Consider the following 3,812-nt stretch of genomic DNA (forward strand, 5'->3'; position numbering starts at 1 on the left):
GCCCTACCCCACCCCCACCACCACCGGGGTGATGGTCGTCTCTGCCGGGCCGCGGGCGTCGGCTTCGCGTTGGCGTTCCGCGCTGTCGCTGATGCGGAGGAGGAGGGCGATCATGATCCAGTTCGCCAGGAGGGACGAGCCGCCCTTCGCCAGGAAGGGGAGGGCCTTGCCGGTCAGGGGGATCAGGCCCGTGACGCCGCCCGCGACCACGAAGACCTGGAGCGCCAGGGCCGAGGCGAGGCCGATCGCCAGGAGCTTGCCGAACGGGTCCCGCGCCGCCAGAGCCATCCGCAGGCCCCGCTGCACGAGCAGGGCGTACAGCAGCAGGACGGCCATGACCCCGGCCAGGCCGAGTTCCTCGCCCACCGTCGTCAGGATGAAGTCGCTGCGCCCCGCGAACTTGATCAGCTCGGGGTGGCCCATCCCCAGGCCGGTGCCCGAGACCCCGCCGGTGCCGAAGCTGAACAGGGCCTGCGCGGACTGCTCCGAGTTCAGGCCCGCCGGGGGGTTCGGGGAGTAGATGGCCAGCGGGTTCAGCCAGGCCGCGACGCGCGCCTTGACGTGCGGCTCGGTCGAGCCGACCACGAAGGCGCCGCCCGCCGCCAGGACCAGGCCGCACACGATCCAGCTGGTGCGCTCGGTGGCGACGTACAGCATCACCACGAAGACGCCGAAGAAGATCAGCGAGGTCCCCAGGTCGCGCTCGAAGACCAGCACGAGCAGCGAGATGATCCACACCGTGATGATCGGCCCGAGCTGGCGCATCGGCGGCAGCCGCATGCCCAGGAACTTCCGGCCGGTCAGTGCCAGCGAGTCGCGGTGGATGACCAGGTACCCCGCGAAGAAGATCGCGATCATGATCTTCACGAACTCACCCGGCTGGAGCGAGAACCCGAACAGGATGATCCAGCGCTTCGCCCCGTACGTGTCCGCGCCGAAGAACGCCGGCGCGATCAGCAGCACCAGCGCCACGGCCATCGTGATGTAGATGAACCGCTGGAGCAGCCGGTGGTCCCGCAGCAGCGCCACCACCAGCAGGCAGGCGGCGACCCCGACCACCGTCCACAACAGCTGGCCGGGCGCGTTCGCGTCCGATCCGTAGCGCTCGATGTACCCCTGGTCGAGCCGGTGGATCAGGACCAGCCCCAGCCCCGTCAGCAGCATGGCGAGCGGGAAGATCAGCGGATCCGCATACGCCGCGAACCGTCGGATGCCCAGGTGCCCGACCAGCGAGAGCAGGCTCATGCTGATCACGAAGCTGGTGAGGTGCTGGGGCAGCTCGCCGTTCATGGCCAGGCCCGCGCTCACGTGCCCGAAGACGGCGATGCCGACGACGAACACCAGCAGGAGTGCTTCGGTCCGGCGGCGGGCGCCCGCCACCGTCAGCGGCCTCAGTCCACGCACGGAACGCCGCCGCCGTCGAGGGTGCGCTCGGGCCGTGGCGGCGGAGGGGCTGAAGCGGGCGGCGATGAGGGGAGGGGAGAAGGAGACACGGCGCCCGGTGCACTCGGGGTCGCAGTGGCGGTCTGGGGACCGATCTGCTCGGCAATGAGGCGCTTTATCTTCATATCATCTATGACGTTGAAGTCCTCCTGATGGTTGCTTCCCCTTCCTTCCCACCCCCGGCCGGGATCCGCAGCTCCAGCAGTGCGCCCCCGCCCGGCGCGCCCAGCGCGCGTGCGTCGCCCCCGTGGGCCCGCGCGATCTCGCGGGCGATGGCCAGGCCCAGGCCGGTGCCGCCGCTGGCCCGGCCCCGGTCCGCGTCGAGCCGTACGAACCGCTCGAAGACCCGGGCCCGGTCCGCCTCCGGGATCCCCGGACCGTCGTCGGCCACCTCCAGCACCGCCCACCCGTCCCGCGCGGCGGCCCGCACCACGACCCGGCCCCGCGCGTACCGCAGGGCGTTGTCCACCAGGTTGCCCAGGGCCCGCTCCAGCCGCGCCGCGTCCCCGTACGCCGGGACCGGCGCCGGTGCCTCCACCCGCAGCGGCACCCGGGGTGCGGGCCGGCGCGCCGCGTCCTCCGCCGCCAGCAGGGCGAGATCCACCGGCTCGGGGCGCGGCGCGGGTCCCCCGTCCAGGCGGGCCAGGAGCAGCAGGTCGGCGGCGATCCGCTGGAGCCGCTCGGTGTCGGCCAGCGCGGCGGCCACCGACGCCCGGTCGGGCCGCTCCATGGCCAGGGCCACCTCCAGCCGCGACCGGACGGCGGCCAGCGGGTTGCGCAGTTCGTGCGAGGCGTCGGCGGTGAACTGCCGCTGCCGGGCGTCGGAGCGCTCCAGCCGGTCGAGGGTGTCGTTGACGGTCCGCGCCAGCTGGGCGATCTCGTCCGCGCCGCCCGGGTCGGGGACGCGGCGGTCCAGCTCGCTCGCGGTGACCGTGGCCAGCCCGGAGCGGATCGCGGTCACCGGGCGCAGCGCGTGCCCGGTGACCCACCAGGCCAGGGCCGCCGCGAAGGCGATCATCGGGGGAGCCCCGGCGAGCAGGCCGACCGCGACGGCGCGGGTGGCGTCGTCGACGTCGCCGAGCCCGGTCATCGCGTACACCGTGTACGGCCGTGTACGGCGCGGCCGGGTCGTGCGCCCCGGGCGGGCCGGGGGCCCCGACCGCCACGACCACGCGCCGCTGCGCGCCGGGGTGCGCGGGCGCCAGCACCTCCGACCGGGAGTCCTGCCCGGGCCCGGGGCGCAGCCCGTCGAGACGGGGGATGTCCCGGGGTTCCCCGCCGGCGGCGGTGCCGGCCACCGTCCGGCCCTGCGCATCGCGTACGAGGACCAGGTCGACCCCGCCCTCCGGCGCGGGCAGCCGTCCGCTGGGCGGCAGGGTCCGGGTGTCGGCCTGGGCGGCGACCTTCCGCGCGGCGAGCTCGGTGCGGCCGGTGGTGTTGTCGAGGAGGTTGCCGCGCATGAGGGTGTACAGCCACAGCCCGCCGGCGGCGAGGACGGCGGCCATCGCGAGCGCGGCGGCGAGCGCGGTCCGGGCGCGCAGGCTGCTCACCATCGTCGGTCCCCGTCAGCCGTCGTCAGTCGTCGTCAGTCCTCGTCAGCCGCCGTCGGCGGCCAGGCGGTAGCCGGTGCCGTGGACGGTGAGGATGGAGCGGCGGCCGAAGGGGGCGTCGATCTTCTTGCGCAGGGAGGAGACGTAGACCTCGACGATGTTCGGGTCGATGCCGTGGGGGGAGTCCCAGACCTCGTCGAGGATGTCCTGCTTGGCGACGGCCCGGCCGGGGCGCTCCATCAGGCAGGCGAGGACGCCGAGCTCGCGGGCGGTGAGTTCGATGTCCTGCGCGCCGCGGCGGCAGCGGCGGTCGTGCGGGTCGAGGACCAGGTCCCCCGCCTGGAGTACGGCGGGCCCGGCGGCGGGGCCGGCGGCGGCGCGGCGGGCGAGGGCGCGCAGGCGGGCGCCGAGCACGACGAAGGAGAAGGGCTTGGTGAGGTAGTCGTCGGCCCCGGCGTCGAGGCCCTCGGCCTCGTCGTACTCGCCGTCCTTGGCGGTGAGCACCAGGACGGGGGTGGGGTCGCCGTGGGCGCGCATCCGGGTGCAGATCTCGGCGCCGCCGGGGCCGGGGAGCATGAGGTCCAGGAGGACGACGTCGTACGGCCCGGCGGTGAGGGCCAGGTCCAGGCCGTGGTGGCCGTCGTGGGCGACCTCGACGTGGTGGCCCTCGGCGGACAGGCCCTGCCGGAGGGACTCGGCCAGGTTCTCTTCGTCTTCGACGACCAGGATGCGCACGGGGCCAGCCTCACATACCGGGTGCGGGCGGGGGGTGTGGCCCTGCGGGGGCTTGTCCCCTACCCGCCCTTCCTCCGTTCCTCC

At 74.4% G+C, this 3,812-nt stretch carries 3 protein-coding genes; all 3 read right to left on the bottom strand.

What is annotated here, in order from left to right; genetic code table 11:
- Positions 1 to 3: 3 nt before the first annotated feature.
- Positions 4 to 1,404: an FtsW/RodA/SpoVE family cell cycle protein gene (locus VR44_RS20490; RefSeq protein ID WP_045949007.1), complete on the bottom strand. Its 1,401-nt coding sequence runs from the start codon at positions 1,402 to 1,404 to the stop codon at positions 4 to 6.
- Between the two features lie 169 nt (positions 1,405 to 1,573).
- Positions 1,574 to 2,533: a sensor histidine kinase gene (locus VR44_RS20495; protein WP_052713724.1), complete on the bottom strand. Its 960-nt coding sequence runs from the start codon at positions 2,531 to 2,533 to the stop codon at positions 1,574 to 1,576.
- A gap of 505 nt (positions 2,534 to 3,038) precedes the next feature.
- Positions 3,039 to 3,728, bottom strand: coding sequence for a response regulator transcription factor (locus VR44_RS20505; protein ID WP_045949009.1), 690 nt, complete (start codon positions 3,726 to 3,728; stop codon positions 3,039 to 3,041).
- Between the last annotated feature and the right edge of the window lie 84 nt (positions 3,729 to 3,812).

The organism is Streptomyces katrae (assembly GCF_000966975.1).
Classification (GTDB): Bacteria; Actinomycetota; Actinomycetes; order Streptomycetales; family Streptomycetaceae; genus Streptomyces; species Streptomyces katrae.

Coding starts and splice junctions, on each gene's coding strand:
- VR44_RS20495 (WP_052713724.1), bottom strand. CDS start 2,533: ATGACCGGGCTCGGCGACGTCGACGACGCCACCCGCGCCGTCGCGGTC.